Below are 17,426 nucleotides of genomic sequence, written 5' to 3'. Positions count from 1 at the left end.
GTTATCATTTCTTGAATTTTTATATACATACATTTATAATTTAACCTATATAATATAGTAATTGTATCTTTAAAATATAGTAATTATATCCTTAAAAATACAATTACCGAAATCAAATAACTTCACAAAGGAGGCTAAAATGAATCTAACAGAATTATCCGTAAAGAGGCCAGCTGCAATAACGATGTTAATACTTTTCCTATTAGGTCTTGGTATATTTGGCTACACCCACATTGGGGCGGATCTTCTGCCATCTATCGATGTGCCTATAATCTCTATATCCACTACATATGCCGGTGCCAGTGCTGAGGACATCAAAAGTGATGTAGTAAAACCCATTGAAAATGCCGTTTCAGGTATAAGCGGCATTGATAAAATTCAATCTACATCCAGAGAAGGAATCGGACAAACTATTATAACCTTTAAAAGCAGCGCAAATATGAACACAGCCTTTTTAGACGTACAAAAGGCCATAGACAATGCCCAATCTCAACTTCCCAAAAATGCGGACAAGCCTGTATTATTTAAAATAGATACAAATTCCATGTCCGTATTGATGCTGTCCATATCAGGGAATGTATCCCAGGATGAACTCTACAATGAGGCAAATAATATAGTTGAATCTCTTCAAAAAGTGCAGGGTGTTGGAAATGTAACTCTACAGGGAATACAAAAAAAACAGCTTATAATAAAGTTGAACAAATCTGCCATGGAATTCAACGGTGTAAATGCAAATACACTGATTTCAAAATTGCAGGCTGACAATATAAATATTCCTGCCGGACAGATAAAACAGGAAAATTTAAATCAATCCGTAAGAGTTATGAGTGAATTTCAAAATATAGATGAAGTCAGGAACTTATTGATACCCACTTCCGCCGGAGGTACAGTTCGTCTTTCTGACATAGCAGATATCAACCTGGAATATCCTGAAGAAAATCAGCATATGAGGATCAACGGTAAAAACACTATAGGAATAAGTGTTCAAAAACAAAGTGATGCAAATGTAGTAGAGGCCGTAGACAATATAAAGGCGGAACTTGAGAAAATTAAAAAGCAGCTGCCAAGTGGCATTAAGCTTGAAACTGCCTATGACAGCACTACATTTATAAAGTCTTCTCTTTCCCAGATAAAACATACTTTACTAGAAGGTATATTTACAACAGCTATAGTACTATTGATATTTTTAAGGAGCTGGAAATCTTCACTCATAGTTCTAGTGGCAATACCAACCTCCCTTGTATCCACTTTCTTCATGATGTACGTTCTTAAATTTACCATGAATATGATGTCTCTAATGGCACTATCTCTCTGCATAGGTATCCTTGTGGACGATTCTATTGTTGTACTGGATAACATACAGCGGCATCTGGCCATGAAAAAGGATCCAAAATCCGCTGCCATAGATGGACGTATGGAAATAGGACTTGCAGCCATTGCAATAACCCTCTGCGATGTAGTTGTATATACTCCTGTGGCGTTTATATCTGGTATGGTAGGTCAATTTTTCAAGGAATTTGGTCTTACTATAGCTGTTGCGTCATTGTTTTCCCTGTTTGTATCCTTCACAATAACTCCTATGCTGGCATCCAGATTCTTTGGCAAAGTAGATGACAGACGCAAGTTATCCTCTGAAAGGCTGGAAAGATTCAAGAAGGGCAGGTTATACAAGATTTTCAATGCAATTTCCTCTTCCATAGATAACGTAACTGTGGTATATAAGAAGGCCCTTATATGGTGTCTGGATCACAGAAAAAGAGTGCTTTTACTCAGCATAGCAGGCCTAGTAGGCAGCATTTTGCTGATACCAGCGGGTGCCATTGGTACTGAACTCATGCCAGTTACGGATCAGAGTATGTTTACCATAAATATGACTTTTGATTCAGGCTCTACCTTAAATCAAATGGATAAAGCTGTTAAACAAGTTGAGGATCGCCTTCATAAAGTTCCCGAAGTATCCATGTATTATTCTTCTATAGGCTCTGATATAAGCAGTATAACAGGAGGAGGCAATACAAACTCCGCAAGCATATATGTAGAACTTAAACCCAAAAGCGAAAGAAAAAAATCTCAATCGGAGGTAGCAAAAGAGGTTAGAAACTGGGGTGCTTCTTCTCTATCCGGAACAGATTTTTCTGTAACTGAATCCGATACGGGAACCGGAAGTTCCAAACCCATATCAATCCAAATATTAGGTAAGGATACTGATACAATAAATGAAATATCCAGCAAAGTTGAAGACATAGTTAAAAACACTCCAGGAATTACAGATGTAAGCAATTCCTCTAAAGTCAGTGAAAGTGAATTGAGGGTGCAAATAGACAAATTGGCTGCTTCCCAGTATGGAATATCCACATCGGACATATCATCAGTACTCAGAATGGCAATTCAGGGTTCCTCCGGCGGTATATACAGAACAAATGGAAATGACTATGATATAACAGTAAAATTTCAGGATGGAGACATAAAAACTCCGTCAGATATAGGATTTATAAATGTACTCAATCAATCAGGTACATCTATACCACTAAATGAAATTGCCACTGTAGTAAAAGCAGATAGTCCACAGTCCATATCAAGAGAGGACAGACAAGACGTAGTTACCATATCTGCAAATATCCAGGGAAAAACTCTTGGAGAGGTAAATAAAATTCTATCTAAAAAATTGAAGTCATTTTCCATGCCGAACGGATACGAGATCAAATTTGGCGGAAATCAGGAGGATATGGCAGACAGCTTTACATCTCTTATAGAAGCATTGATTATTTCATTAGTTTTAATTTATATGATACTTGTTGTGCTCTACGAATCATTCCTCACCCCTTTTATAAGAATGATATCTCTGCCCTGCGCCCTAATTGGAGCCTTTGGTATATTGGCCATCACAGGAAAAACTTTAAATATAATGTCCATGATAGGACTTATAATGTTAGATGGTCTGGCATCTAAAAACGGCACTCTCCTAATTGACTATACAAATACACTCATGAAACGTGGAAAGAATTTAAGAGAAGCTCTAATAGAATCCGGTGAAAGAAGATTAAGACCTATCATAATGACTTCTGCAACTATGATTGTGGGTATGCTTCCTTCCGCTTTTTCCATAGGAGAAGGCAGTGAAATGAAATCAAGTATGTCCGTTATAGTTATTGGAGGTATGATTGCTTCCACTATTTTTACCCCTATAATATTGCCTATAGTTTATACATTGATGGATGATTTAAAGAACCACATATTCAAAAAGAAAAAACATGTAGAAATTGAGGAGGTATAATTATGAAGCCTAATATTTTTAAATCCAAAAAAATTATATGGAAAATAGTATTGCTTGTATTAATAGCTTTAATGGTATTTGCCATAGTTCACAATATAATTAAAAATAAAAAAACAGAATCTCAGAATCAAATTAAAAACGTAAAAGTAATTCAGGCAAAACTCGGTTCCATATCTACGACTGTAGATTATCCTGGAGAATTGGATGTAGATAAGCAAGTTTCTATATCTCCTAAAACACCTGGCAAAATCCAAAATTTAAATGTAAAAGTGGGCAGTTCAGTAAAAAACGGTGACATACTGTTTACCCTTGATTCAAGTTCGCTGCAGGCTCAGCTGGAACAGCAACAGGCAGGTGTAGATTCCGCCAACGCCAATTTAAATAAAACCCAGAGTTCCGGAGTTGAACAGCCTGTAGTACAAGCCCAACAATCTTTAAAAACAGCACAGATAAATTACAATGATGCAAAGACCAACTACGATAGAACCAAAAGTCTGTATTCTGCCGGTGCCGTGGCAAAGCAAGATTTAGACAATGCCAGTACAAAATTAAACACTGCATCTGCTGCATTATCTGCTGCACAGCAGAATTTAAATTTATTAAAACAAAAAGTTGGTCCTGAATCAGTTGCAGTTGCCCAAGCTCAAGTAGATCAAGCAGAAGCCGGTGTTAAATCAATTCAGTCCCAAATTGACGATACTATAATCAAATCCCCTCTTTCTGGAATTGTATCAGCTGTAAATATCCATGAAGGAGAAATTTCTCCCACGGCAGAACCATCCATAACCATACTGGACTTAAGTTCAACTATTGCAAAGGTCAGCTTACCTGACAGCATGCTTTCCAAAATTAAGGTAGGACAATCCATAGATATAACTATTCCCTCTGCCAAAAACAAGAAGGTCTCCGGCACTATAGACAATATATCTTCCAACATAGACAGCAAAACTCAAAAATATCTGGTTAAAATAAAAATAAACAATTCTGATGGCAGTTTAAAACCAGGTATGTTTTCTAAAATATCATTTGCCGATAAAAGGAAGGATAATATACTTGTAGTGCCCAACGAGGCCATAAAAGTTGAAAATGGAGTTTCTTATCTATATACAGTAAAAAATAGCAAAATAAAGAAAGTATCTGTAAATACGGGACTTTCAGATGATAAAAACACTGAAATAGTATCTTCAAAAATAAATCCAGAAGACAACATAGTATTGGGTGGATTGACTTTCCTCAATGATGGTGACAAGGTTAAAGTTTTAAATTAACTTAAAATTATAAACAGATTTAAAAGACATGAACCAGCTAAAATGGTTCATGTCTTTTATTATATTTTCTTAAATTTTAAAATTAATGTCACAAATTAACTCTAAATCATATTATAAATTAAGACTAGAATCCTGTACCTTACATTCAAAAATGGCACCATTAAAAAGGTGATGCCTAAATATCAAGTTCTCTTTAAGTTCAGGTGGAGTGAGTATTTCTCCATCTGAATCTTAAAGTAAATCATTCAAAAGTAAAACATTGCTTACTCCTAACTTTAAAAGAAATTAAAATGTTAGCAATGTGGTTCACCATATAAAATATGGTAATTTCCTATTATTTATGGAAAGGAGTTGAAGTATATTGAGCAGACACCACAGAAGTCATTCTAGAAGACAGCGTTCAAATATCAAAGACATTAACGATGAAAGCTATTATATTGACGATGAAAGATCAATTAAAAATTATGATCCCACAGACATAGATGAAAATCAAGAAGAAAGTAATACTACAAATTCAAATGATGAAAACACCTTAAATAACCTATCTGAAAATACTTCTATTGTTGGAGTTAACAATTCATCTTACAGCAACCATGAAAAACATCATTCTAATAGCCGCACTAGTATAAGATCCATTAGTTTTATAGATAACTTAAAAAAATATATAGGAAAGACAGTAACTGTATATACAACTGGTGGGGATTCCTGCAGATATAATTTTACTGGAACATTATTAGGAGTAAATAATTATTTTATAAGACTTGCAATTAAATCATGCCCATCTCCAGTTTATCAAACAAGAACTAATTTCAATGATAATTTAGATATCTCCAGCGATCCCTATTCTTCAGCTGACAATTGTAATTCAGAATCCAACCCATGCCCCGAAGATACAAACAGTGGTACCATAGCAGATATACCTATTGATAAAATTGCTGCTCTTCTTCGCAGCAATTTTTAAAAAAATGTAAGGGGTCTGACCCCCTTACAAAAAATGTAAGGGGGTCAGACCCCTTACATTAGTGAATGAATAACTCCATCTCTGCATTGATTTGGTGTAATCACATATGGTATGCTTTTGGAATCCCTCATATTGTGAGACCCAAGGAACCCCCCCGGCTCATACGGGAACATGGCAGTATCATACATATTTCCCAGAGCGGATACAATCTTTACAAGGATAACTTTACGCTTGCCCGGCCGCATAACATCGTTGAACTCTTCTCTTGTATAGGGCATATTATCCAGATTCACAAGTGCCTTCCGGATTTCCTGGACAATCCGGTCTGCTGCCCGATGTCCCGCCATAACACCTTCTGCCGTTCTTCCTTCACCCTCTTCAAACAGCACATCAACATGAAAGATATAATCAGTTGACTTTGGCGTGCCAGCACGGTCCAATACAACCTGATTTTTCAGTATTCCTTCTGAAGAACCAATATTGCAGGGCTGAAATCCGCTCTTATCCTCAACACCAGTTATCATGACGGTTATTCCTGAAAGCAAATGCGTAACGCCCTCCCCCAGTTCTCCCCGCACCTTGCAGGCAATGGGAGAGTAGTCCAAATTTGAATTGACAAATATATCATAATTTCCCGGCTCAATAATGCTGACCTTGATATCCTTGATCCTGGGTTCCGATTGAATAAGACTCTTTTCAATTCCCTTTCGTATAGTCAGCACACTATGGTCAATCTCTGTCTTATCACCCAAATGGACTTCATTAATGTGAAATACTTTGCGGGTCAGCCTGCGGAGATTCTGTTCCTGTTCATCCGGTGCCGTATCCAGCGGTTTTCCGGCTTTCCGGAGCTTATTTTTCACCAGTGCAACAGCCTTCATTGCGTCATAATCCGTCAGATTGTTCTCTCCCACAACGCAGGATTCATATCCGGATTCACTTTTATTAAAATCTATGACACAGTCCACGTAGCTGTTGGTGCAGACAAGCCGTCCCTGCTGGGCGATATAGCTGAGTCCAACACTGGGAATTCCCCGTATACCGAGCTGCTCAATTACATTGACAAAATCCACATGATGATTTCCCCATCCATCAATTGCAACAATTGCAGCATCTGCACGCATAACCTGTGCTATATCAGCCACCCGTTTTGCCGTATAAATTTTGTCATCGCAGACTTCGGATACACCATCTACAATAATACCTGTGAATTCAATATCTTTTTCCTTTGAAAGTGCCTCCGTTACCGGACACCGGAAGTGATGCAGTGTTGTCATTTTAATACTTGGCCCCAGCCCCATAATATACCTCCATTCTACATAATTCCTTATTCTGTATCTATAACGAAATTTACACAAGGAGGCTCGCCATAATATGGCAAGCCTCTTTGTAGTATTTTAATAAAACAGATTTATACGTTATGACGGTATTCGTAAGGCAATACTTTTGTCTGATTAAAACTTGGACAATCACGAACCCATTCCAGAGATTCTTTTACGATTGCTGTCTGCATTTCCACATTGTTTGGTTCGCCGGCATTTGATCCTATTGGCACATGAGGAGCTGTAATTCTAGGTGCTCCCTGCTGTCTTGCAATAGGAGGCAGTGCAGCAATTACGCAACAGCTCATGCCTGCTTCTTCGCAGCATCTGGTAACAATTGTTGCTGAACGATGGCAGGTTCCGCATCCACCTGTGCAAAGAACGATATCTACACCCTGTTCCCTTAACTTTCGGGCAATTTCCGGACCTGTCTCATTTCTGAATTTTTCAACATTTCCACCGCCGCCCATGAATGTATAAGTCTCCTTGGGCAGAGAGCCAATAAATCCTTCGTCTACTAGTTCATGAAGACGATCTATTGGAAACATAGCATTAACGTCTTTATTGATATCGGAGTTATCAAATCCGCCATGCGTTACCATCAACTGATCAGACGGCGTATCAAATGGAATTACACGATAAGAGAAATCACCAGATGTATTATATGGTGTCTGGTCTTTTTTATGAATTCCACCTGCTGTAATAAAAGCAACCTTGCACTCATTTAATGGTTTTTTCAATTCTGTAAATACTGGTTTCGGTGTAACCGGTACAAAGATCTCGGATTGCATTCCTTTTTTTGTTGTTAAACTCATTGTTTTTCCTCCTTAAATTGATTTTGCTGGGATATCCCGTTTGCCAATCACTTTCAAACAACTGAAATAAAACTCCACATTCTGTCCCTCTTCCATTGTAACTGGTGTAAATGCCCAACGTCGCGGCACTCCTATGGTTCCCAGATTATTCATTATTGCCACCTCTATGGCAGTATCATTTACCTGTGTTATTTTCCCTCCCAGTAAGCATGGAGTTATCTCATGATCCGTTTTCATATCCGAGCAGTCATAATCATATGGTTCTTCCACCACCTGAATATAGCTGAAATAAAATTCAAGCTCATGACCGATGACCAGAGCTTCATCGCTCATAATCAGACGCTTTGGAACCGTAATAACTCCCAAACGGCCATGAAGATGAACCTTTACCTGATCTTCAGACAACTCTTTCACAAGTCCTCCCATTTTCACGGGATTAATTATATAATCATAATCCATTAATGCAATGTTCCACTTTCAACAAGTTTTGTTTCTGGGAGCCCTAAAATCTTGTTGTTTGCATTAATAACATCATTGTTCCATTTCTTTTCAGCAGGTTTGATTTCCACGCCCTCCATTTTATTCTTCAGCATCTGGATTGCACGTGCAGCTACTTCTGGAGTTACACATGAGCAGCCTGCAATATCATTTTCAAATCCGCCCTTATCCATGTTTTCTTCAACCATTGCTGTAGCATATTTATTACCAACTACCAATTGACCCTGATATGCACAGAAGGATACACCAACTACCGGGATACCTCTCTTTCCTGCCTGGCCAATGTGCTGAATGAAATCAATATGGTTATTTCCAAAACCTTCTGTTGTGATGATGGCTCCATCAAGATCCAGTGATTCAAGCATAGAACCAAGTCTTTCGGATACCCAGAGTTTTTCATCGTTAACCTGTGGTGATCCAACAAAGATAACACCTACCAGATCCAGCTCATCATCTTTTGCCAGACCTTCTACCAGAGGTTCTCTGATGTAATGACGCGTCATTTCTTTTGTTGCAGGTCCAATGCAAGTCAATGCATGTATGGATCCGTCTCTTACCTGATTTGGCGTTAATATAATTGGAACATTACCGCAGTCTACATTCTTCTGTCCACCAAGAACTCCGGAAGGCTCTCTCGGGCAGATAATATTATCATGCATAGCTCCCTGTCCCATAATTTCTTTTACTAATACTACACGGGGATTTCCTTCTCTACGCACGTCTTCACAGATTTCTTCACGAACAACTTCACCTTCATAATTTTTGAGCTCATCACGAACTGCCTGAATAATGTGGTCCTGGCATTTATGTGCAGCAAATGGACCTGGTCTTGTCATGCCTGACAGTCTTTGAACAACTGCATGGCAACGGATAATAATATCATTTTCATCTGCGCATCCCGGATGTCCGAAATACATCTTCTCATCCAGATATCCTTCGGAGGAACCAAACTCATGAATCTGCACGCCGTCTTCATCTACACCGGTAAGCATGAATACAACACCATCAGCAACCTTTGTGATACCTTCGCCAAGCTCCCCTTCAACTTTTGTAGCAATTGGGCAAACATCCATGATTGTATCTGTATAGATATGCCTTTCATCTGGATGAATAACGTCCAACTTAAGCCTCTTGCACAGCACATCTTCTTTTACTGCACTCTTAACAATGTCTTCATCAATAGTAATAACACCATCTTTAATGAAAGTTTTGCTACCGAGCTTTACATCTGAAATTTTAATGTGCTTTTTCACAAGCTTATGAATGACCTTTTTCTCTCCAATTTTCTCTGCCTCTTCAACAGGTACTGCAGGTGCTGCTCCGGCAAATACTGGTACATCCAGCTTTAAACCTTCAAATTTTTCTGCCTTTCCAATTTCAATGTGAATCATTCCATTACCTCCTACTGACTGGATTTCCGAAACCTTTTCGATTTTCTGTGGTGCTTCAGATTCATCTACTTCTTTTACTTCTTCTACCTCATTGATCTTATCAAGTACATCTTTTGTAATCGGTGTAAGGGCCTCAACATCCTCCGTCAGTGTACTTCCGATTACCTGCTCAATACGCAGACCATCCGGACTCAATTTTAGGAGACCCGCATCCTGCATATCGTCAAATAATTCTGGATCTTCCAGATCTGCTGCACTTATGACCAAGCCTTTTTCTCTTCTGCAGCAAAATATTGCAGGATCTTTCAAGTGCTTCTGCAATGTTTCTTTTGTAATAGACATTTTTTGATTCCTCCCTGCTCTTATTTTCTAAATCTTCTTATCATCTTGCAATTAACAGCGCACAATCACACCGTCAGTACAATGATAAGCAAATGATTTTAACTATAGGCATTTTTAATTCCTCCTTATTCTTCTTCTCTTCTGAATCTTCTTATCATCCTGTAATTAACAGCCCGCAGCGCACCGTCAGTACAATGATAAACCGGTAATTTCAGCTGTGGCGCACAGGACATTACAGTATTGGTGCAGTCTGTACAGTTGCTGATGAGCACAGCCTGTGCTCCTGACTTCTTCAATGCCAGCACCTTTTGTACCTGTCCCGGACATTTCCCCGGATTCTCACATTTTCGGGTATTTTTAACTTGTTTTGCCTGCTTGCAGTACTCAACTCCCACTACCTTGGAGCCCATACTTGATGCCTGTTCTTCAAGACGTTCTTTGTTTGCACCGCAGGCACAGACCAAAAGCCCTATCTTTGGCGGTCCCGGCATAAAATTCTCAGCTGCAATAATTCCTCCAGTTGTCTTGATAATCGGTGCCTTCAAAGAAGTCCTCTTGCCGGTAAACGGACCTCCCATAATAAGCTCACCGTATTCGTCGCCAAGTCCTCCTGCCCTTTCCAAGGCCCCTGCTACACTTATTCCAAGCGGAACATCCAGTAATACATGAATAGATGCATTTTCCCTTAGCTTTCCACCTACGGTCACATCCTTGTCGATGAGCGGCTTTTTGTCTTCTACCGCTTCCCGAATACGAAATGTAGTTTCTGAATTAATGACTACTGCATCCGCTGCCATGGGAAGCTGTTCCGGCTCCAGAAGGATTCCAAGCGTCTCTCTTACAATTGCACGCTCTTCACCCATGGGATAAATATTATCCAGTGCATGAATGGAAACCCTGCCGTCTGTATTTGCCTTCTCCAGTTTTTCAATGGCTTCTTTATGGATTCCTTTCACAGCCACAATCCCTTTTTCGGCATTGACAAGCTTCATGACAATGGACAGTCCATCCAAAAGCTTTTCCGGTTCCTTTTGGATTCGTGTTATATTGTGTGACAAAATTGGTTCACATTCAGCTGCATTAACGATGACAGTTCCTTTTCCTTCAAAATGGAGATTCAGTTTCACAGAAGTCGGAAATCCAGCACCACCTAATCCTACAATTCCCGATTCTTCAATAAGCTCTCTTGGTGTTGCACCTTGCAAAGGTATGTATTTTGTAAAATCTGTCTCCAATTCTTCAATCACAATCCCATCTGTATCAACAGCTTTCACTCTGCCATCTATACTGGAGAAAATATTGGTTCCCAATGCTCCCTGTGGTTTTTTTGCTATAATCTGACCTCTTTTTACAAAATCATTTTCCTGAACCAGCGCTTCGGATGGAGCTCCAACGTGCTGCTTGAGTGGAAAAACAAAATCCACGACTATTCACCTACTTTCTGAAAAAAGCAGATAATTGTATAAATTGTCATACATTTCTCTGTTTTTTTGATTTTTTTACACTTACATTTACTCATTCCATACATAATATACTTGATAAAAAATTAACTCTGAATTAGAGCACTTACCTTTTACATTATTATTTAACAGCAATTCGCGTGCCAACCCACATAAAAATCCATCTAAAAAGATACTTTTATATGTAAACCATTGCAAAATCAACAATTTTTCACCTTACCACTATATTTTTTATATACAGGAAAAAACTCTTGCTCGTTAAAAATTTGTCCAAATCCATACAATATTTTTTTAGCATATTCCGATTATTTTCTTGAACATATTGCTGCTGCTGCTTTCAACGAAATAAAAACAAAGTGTCAATATTAATACACATAGTTCGAAAATTTGACGCTGTTTATAATTAACTCCACCATAAACAAAATACAAAAAAGTGGACTCATTAACAGTAAGTGATAAATTATCTGGTATGTGTATACAAAAAAGACCATTCATTTAGAGTGGTCTTTTTCTTTGCCATTTGTTCTTTTTGCAGGAAGATGGTGAAGCCATGGAATTCTATACTACCGGATATAGCATTGGGGATTTTTCTATATAAGAAAGTCCTTCCTTGCGGGATTTTTTCAACACTTTATTTTATACTCTTGCAATTTATGATATAAGGTAGTTCTTGGTATATTCAGCAGGCTTGCCGCCTTTGATTTATTATTTTTTGTTAATTTCAAAGCTTTTATTATACTATCTGTTTCAAGTTCCTCTATAGCTTTGGTTAAATCCAGTGGATATTCTTTGCGGCGGCCATTTTTCTTTAATTCCGAGACAATATACTCTGGAGTAGAACTTTTTTGTATAACCCCATTTTTTGTTGTAACAATAATACGTTCAATAACATTCATAAGTTCCCTTATATTGCCCGGCCACCTGTATTCATTAAGAATACTCAAAGCTTCTTTTTGAATTTTCACTATAGGCTTCGAATTTGCTGATGAAAACTCTTTAATAAAATGTTCTATGAAAATCGGAATATCTCCTTTTCTCTCTCTAAGGGGAGGAAGGTTAATTTCCACAACATTTAGCCTGTAAAATAAATCTTCTCTGAAGTTGTTTTGCTCTACCATTTTTCTTAAATCCTTATTAGTTGCTGATATTACTCTTAAATCAAGCTTAATATTCTTTTCTCCTCCAACTCTCACAATTTCCCTTTCCTGGAGTACTCTAAGCAGCTTTGCCTGCATGTGCAAAGGCATATCTCCTATTTCATCTAGAAAAACAGTACCTCCATTTGCTATCTCAAATATACCCATTTTCCCTTTTTTACTGGCACCAGTAAAAGCTCCTGAGCAATATCCAAAAAACTCGCTTTCAAAAAGTTCTGAAGGAATTGCATTGCAGTTCACTGGAACAAAAAGGCCTGTCCTTCCGCTTAACTCATGAATTCCCCTGGCAAAAACTTCTTTTCCTGTTCCGCTTTCTCCTGTAATCATGACACTTGCATGGGTTGGTGCAATTTGTCTGGCCATTTCGATTTTTTTCACTATATTAGGGCTTTTCCCTATAATATCACCAAAAATTCCTGAAATCTTCTTCACTTGATTTTCAAGAAAAATAAGCTTTGAATTTGCATTTTCAAGCTCCGCATATAATTTCTTTACCTCTGCATAATCCCTGTCTGTTGACACTGCCCCTTTAAAAACACCTTCTATATACAATGGCATTGAACTTGCAAGTATGTGAGAGCCTTTTCTGGGTGAATGATATTTATTTTCGATTGGGGCTTCGGTTTTTCTGACATTATTCACAATTGCATCAGGAAAGAATTCCTCAATACTTTTCCCTATAATCTGATCCTGACTAATATCATATAATTTTTCTGCAGCCTTGTTCCAGATAACTACAATTCCGTTTTCGTCTATTACACAGACGGCTTCATAAATGCAATCCATAATAGGTTTTAGTATCCGGTAATCTATGCTGATAAGTTTTTTTTTAGTATATACTTTTTTCACCCTGTCCTCCATGTTAATCTCTCCATTCTACAAAATATCTTCAACTACTTTTCATCTTACATTAAATGAAAAACAAATTCAATTATGGTATCCGGTATACGTTTATCATTTTTTTTAATCTTTTAATTTTAAATTATAGCAATTAATAATTATTACCTTAAAAAAAGGAAGAGAATAGTTTTTTGCTTTTTACCTTTTATTCTGATTAAAATATAATGTCAATCTACTCATAGTAAAACTTCTTTCTATTACAACCTAAAAACGCCATCTGTTCGATTAATATCGATCAAATGACGTTCTAAATTTGATTATAGAAAGGCTTTTTAATTAGTTGATATTGGTAATTTACTTTTATAACCTATTTATTGAAAGTTTTTAGAACGGCTAATTTTGCCATATCAAATATGGAATTTCTCTCTTCTACTATGGTGATCTTTTCTTCTATACATCTACCGTCTTCACTTAACATAAATAGTGAAGCCAAATTTCTTTTAAAAGAATTATTCATTAAATTTCTAAGCATAGGTTTTGTTTCCTCATTAAAATGAAGTACTTCACACAGTTTTTCAATGGTTTTGTCTATTTGTGTTATATATTTATCCTTCAATAATTTTTTCCTTTTCATCTTATTCAATGCCAATATAGACATCTTTATGATATCATATCTCACTTCAAAATTCACTTCAAAATAACTTTTGCATATAAAAGCTGCAGCTTTGTTCAACTGATTCGCATATATATCTATTTTTTCATCTCCAGTAATAAAAGCAAGCATGACCATGGATGTAGTCTCTATCTTATCTTCTATACTGCTGTCTTCATAATCCACAAAGGCACCATCTGCAAACTGATTTTTGGCAATTACCCGAAGAAGCTTTTCTCTCGCATACTTTTTATCCAAATATCTATTATCACTTGAATACTCTTTTTCATTTTCTTCAGTATTAAAACTCCTATACCAGAATCCAGACTCAACATCTTCATCTATCTTCTCTCCCAATGTAGTTTCATTTACCTTTATGGGTATTATGTTTTTAAGTTGAATCCCAAGCACTGGCTCCTCTCTAAGTTCCATAAATATAAAAGTGGTTTCCGGACTTATAAACCCATTCTGTTTAGAAAGCTCTATAAGTTCTCTTCTCATTTCTTCTCTTTTTTCTCCACGCTGAAATTTCATATTTATCTTTAAAGACCTTATCTTTTTTCTCGCCCATACTTTTTTTAACAGACTGGCATTTTCCTCTGTATTGAAATTGTCTATGTCTATTTTTCTCACATATTCTTTTCCATCAACTTCTCCAATTAGAGTTATTCTTCCTTCAACTCCTCCAGAAACATCGGCAAATATAGAAAATGGTTCTCTATCGTACATATAGTCAATAGTTCTCGGATAAGAGGATTTCACCTGCAGCTTTCCCCAGTCAATCTTTATATTATCTACTTGTGGATTTTGGATCCTATTAAATTGTCTAAGTACTATATCTTCAATTCTCTGATGTGCATCTATAAACTCGGCTTTCCCATAACTCTCATGGGCCAATTTGTTTAAAAAATAATTATTCGCGGAGGAATCTATACCAAAAGCGAATATTCTGTTGTCACCTATGTTATCTTTTACATATTCAAGTATTTCTTCTTCCTCATCTACCAGATCATCTGTAAAAAGCAATATTGTATTGTGAGAACCCTCTTTTTCCAGACTATATTTTATACCTTCAAATATAACTGCATCCTTTTCTATATCAAGGTCATCTATCCATTTAGAAGCCTCCCTCAACGAATCGGCATTGAATTCTATCAATCCGTTTTGGGAAAAACTGGTTAATTTAACTCCCATGGCTATTATATCAAAAGTATCCCCCTCAGACAAATTTCTCAGGCACAGCTGAAGTGCATTCTTTGCCTGTTCTAGTTTCTCACCTTTCATAGTATCGGAAATGTCAATTAAAAATACATAATTTTCCTTTACTTCGTCCTCATAGGGATCTAGTTTTGGCATCATCCTTATATAGACTATACCCTTTTCCTCATCATTTTCCTTGTACTCATATATCATCCCATCTGCCTCAAGAGTTTCCCTTTCATCTATGAAAAGTATAAAATCCTTATCAATAAAATGATAGTTTTCATCCAGACTTATCTTGGCTACTGTATCTCCCTCTCTTTCCACATCTATGGTATGATAAGGACATCTGAAATCAACTTTGCTCAGAGATTCAACTATTATATTGACCTTGAATTCAAAGTCATCCCCCAGCCTTTTTATCCCAAACCTATTTGCAAAGCTATCTTTTAAAGTTTCAATTCTAGATCTGCTTTTTATTATCTTAGGTTCTGAAACTGCTGGAATTGTAAGTTTAAAAGTGCTGTCCTTATAATCTAATTCCTCCACATAGGATAATCTTATTTTCACAGTTTCGCCAGATATTATCTTGCCTATGCCTATCTTAAAATAATGAGGACTGAACTCCTCCAGAGAAAAAATGCTATCTCCATGAATTCGGGCATTTTCATAGATTTGAAAGGCCTTATCTTTTTCTTCCACTACCGCCTTTAAGGTTCTGCCTCCTATTTCTGCTTCAAATCCTGAAATAACCGCTGTAGTTGGCAGTGGGAATATGTAAACTCCCTCTATATCTTCATTACTGCAATTTTGATATAACTGGTTTACTACAATCTCTCCATATCCGGCACATAGGTTTCCCACAATATTAGCTTTTTTTAACAGAATTCCCTCATCATTTCTTCTATTTCTCTTGATATACTGGAACATTTTATGCTTACCCCTTTTAACTTTATTTTATCCAAATACACACTGTATATAATATCCAACTTTATTTATATTATTATATCATATTTACCATATTTATTTAAAAAATATTATATACACTGAAAGTAAAATAAGTTTAAAAAAGGCTGAATATATTAAATATTATCTTCTATAGGATATTTCCCATAAGTCCTGGCAGCATCCATGAGAAATTCAATATTTTCTCTGGAAGTTGCCATAGGCACCTTGCATCCAGTACTTAATACAAATCCCTTGGGATTGTCGTAAGCTTTTCTAATACATTTTCTAGCCTCCTGAAAAATTTCATCTTTAGTTCCGTTGCATACTATCTCTATGGGTTCCACATTCCCCATTAATCCCACTCGGTCACCAATGGACCTCTTAACTTCCTCCAGATCCACCACATTGTCCACACTAAACATCTGTATTCCGGTATCCGCTATATCTTGCCATACTCCCTTTGTATTTCCGCATATGTGAATTGTCGGTGCACTTCCAAACTTTTCTACTATTCTATCAACACATCTTTTCAGATAAGGTTTGACAAAAGTCCTGAATTGTCTGGGACTGATTACCGTGAGAGAAGCTACTGGTTCAGAAATACATGGTTTTACACCTATATCACAAACTGCATCTATATAGTTGAAAATGCTCTCTGTAGCTATATTCAAGAGCTTATGTACCCATTCGGGATTTCTCAGCGTGTCTCTTAAAAAAACATCAACCCCCCTCAAAGATGCCGCCGTAGTAAAAGGTCCTCCGAAGTCGCTTGAGATATCAACTTCTCTACCTATTTCCTGATTTATTATTTTTGCAGCCTCTAAAAACAGCGGAAGTCTCCCATCCTTATGTGGATCTGCTGGTTTAAGTTTATCTATATCGTCATACTCTTTCACTACGGGTATATCTACATAAGGCATGTCATCATCAGGATAGGCCAGTACCGTACCCATGGCCTCCGCAATGCCAAACAGATTGGGACCTCCTCCTGCAGAGTCAAATCCAAAAGTTCTATAGAGATTTATTTCATTTTTGGCCAGTAATTTATAATCATGGCATAATTCAGATATCTTAACCCCGATAAACTTTGCCCCCACTTCACCTACAAAAGGGCAGCATTGAATACGATCTGCCATCTTTCCAGAACTTATGGCTGTTTCTCTTTCTTTTGGTGTCATTTCATCTTTATAAAGTAAATTTTCCATTAATTTCACCCCACACCCTTTATTATAATTCACATTATATTTTAATTATAAACTTAAGTATAAACAATAAAGATAAATAAACCTTATTTTTCA

Annotated in this window: 11 protein-coding genes; 3 read left to right on the top strand and 8 right to left on the bottom strand. The window is 36.9% G+C overall.

Annotation, left to right across the window (positions count from 1 at the left end):
• Positions 1-139: 139 nt before the first annotated feature.
• The 3 genes from LN736_RS11210 (at position 140) to LN736_RS11200 (ending at position 5,503) form a co-directional block, all read left to right on the top strand.
• The gene (locus tag LN736_RS11210) at positions 140-3,274 is read left to right on the top strand and encodes an efflux RND transporter permease subunit (RefSeq protein ID WP_229981553.1); all 3,135 of its coding nucleotides are present in this window, start codon (positions 140-142) and stop codon (positions 3,272-3,274) included.
• A 2-nt stretch (positions 3,275-3,276) separates the two neighbouring features.
• Positions 3,277-4,542 carry an efflux RND transporter periplasmic adaptor subunit gene (locus tag LN736_RS11205; RefSeq protein WP_150356102.1) on the top strand — a complete coding sequence of 422 codons (1,266 nt, stop codon included), beginning with the start codon at positions 3,277-3,279 and terminating at the stop codon, positions 4,540-4,542.
• A 361-nt stretch (positions 4,543-4,903) separates the two neighbouring features.
• Entirely contained in the window at positions 4,904-5,503 is a 600-nt protein-coding gene (locus LN736_RS11200; RefSeq protein ID WP_150356103.1) for a hypothetical protein, read from the top strand.
• A 53-nt stretch (positions 5,504-5,556) separates the two neighbouring features.
• On the opposite strand, the gene LN736_RS11195 is transcribed toward LN736_RS11200, so the two are convergent.
• The 8 genes from LN736_RS11195 to LN736_RS11160 form a co-directional block, all read right to left on the bottom strand.
• Positions 5,557-6,804 carry a glycine/sarcosine/betaine reductase component B subunit gene (locus LN736_RS11195; protein WP_229981552.1) on the bottom strand — a complete coding sequence of 416 codons (1,248 nt, stop codon included), beginning with the start codon at positions 6,802-6,804 and terminating at the stop codon, positions 5,557-5,559.
• A 110-nt stretch (positions 6,805-6,914) separates the two neighbouring features.
• Positions 6,915-7,640 (bottom strand): D-proline reductase (dithiol) protein PrdB, encoded by a 726-nt coding sequence (prdB, locus tag LN736_RS11190; protein WP_150356105.1) that lies wholly within the window; start codon positions 7,638-7,640, stop codon positions 6,915-6,917.
• A gap of 12 nt (positions 7,641-7,652) precedes the next feature.
• The gene (locus LN736_RS11185; protein WP_150356106.1) at positions 7,653-8,099 is read right to left on the bottom strand and encodes a CBO2463/CBO2479 domain-containing protein; all 447 of its coding nucleotides are present in this window, start codon (positions 8,097-8,099) and stop codon (positions 7,653-7,655) included.
• A complete protein-coding gene (prdA, locus tag LN736_RS11180) occupies positions 8,099-9,871 on the bottom strand; it encodes a D-proline reductase (dithiol) proprotein PrdA (RefSeq protein ID WP_229981551.1) in 1,773 nt (590 codons plus the stop codon). Before prdA ends, LN736_RS11185 begins: the two co-directional genes overlap by 1 nt.
• A 125-nt stretch (positions 9,872-9,996) precedes the next feature.
• Positions 9,997-11,295 (bottom strand): proline reductase-associated electron transfer protein PrdC, encoded by a 1,299-nt coding sequence (gene prdC, locus LN736_RS11175; RefSeq protein WP_229981550.1) that lies wholly within the window; start codon positions 11,293-11,295, stop codon positions 9,997-9,999.
• A 659-nt stretch (positions 11,296-11,954) separates the two neighbouring features.
• Positions 11,955-13,349 (bottom strand): sigma 54-interacting transcriptional regulator, encoded by a 1,395-nt coding sequence (locus LN736_RS11170; protein ID WP_229981549.1) that lies wholly within the window; start codon positions 13,347-13,349, stop codon positions 11,955-11,957.
• A 346-nt stretch (positions 13,350-13,695) separates the two neighbouring features.
• Complete coding sequence (locus tag LN736_RS11165) at positions 13,696-16,110, bottom strand: VIT and vWA domain-containing protein (RefSeq protein ID WP_150356110.1); 2,415 nt, start codon at positions 16,108-16,110, stop codon at positions 13,696-13,698.
• A gap of 152 nt (positions 16,111-16,262) precedes the next feature.
• Positions 16,263-17,333: a uroporphyrinogen decarboxylase family protein gene (locus LN736_RS11160; protein ID WP_150356111.1), complete on the bottom strand. Its 1,071-nt coding sequence runs from the start codon at positions 17,331-17,333 to the stop codon at positions 16,263-16,265.
• Positions 17,334-17,426: the final 93 nt, after the last annotated feature.

The organism is Clostridium aromativorans (assembly GCF_020908015.1).
Lineage (GTDB): Bacteria > Bacillota > Clostridia > Clostridiales > Clostridiaceae > Clostridium_B > Clostridium_B aromativorans.
Note: the sequence above shows the minus strand (reverse complement) of the source record. Positions and strands in the feature narration are given on the sequence as shown.